This is a genomic window from Thauera phenylacetica B4P (genome assembly GCF_000310225.1).
GTDB lineage: Bacteria > Pseudomonadota > Gammaproteobacteria > Burkholderiales > Rhodocyclaceae > Thauera > Thauera phenylacetica.
Genome location: NZ_AMXF01000648.1, coordinates 1 through 298, shown reverse-complemented (window position 1 = coordinate 298; position 298 = coordinate 1). Strand labels below are relative to the sequence as shown.

1 protein-coding gene is annotated in these 298 nt (G+C 76.2%); it reads right to left on the bottom strand.

Annotated elements, in window-relative coordinates; genetic code table 11:
* A partial coding sequence (locus C667_RS24115; RefSeq protein WP_004393791.1) for a hypothetical protein occupies window positions 1-298 on the bottom strand: 298 nt, incomplete at both ends.

Sequence of the window (298 nt, the reverse complement as noted above, 5' to 3'; positions counted from 1 at the left end):
TCGGTCTCGCCGAGCATGCTCAGCGCGCCGATGATCTGCTGCAGCGGCTGGTGGAGCTGGAGCAGGGGCTCGCGCCGTGCGGGGTTGCGGAAGAAGTCGTCCAGCACCTGCTCGACGTGGGCGAGGCTGGCGAGCATCTCCTTCGCGAGCTGCTCGAGCGCGGCGCGCTCCTGCGCCTGGCGGGTGTCCGTGGGTTCCGGGGCGGTCGCGCCGGCGGGCAGGGCCTCGCCGCGCTGCAGGGCGAGCAGCCGGGTGGCGATGGCCTCGGCGCGTGCGCCGAAGCCGGCCGGCGGCGGGC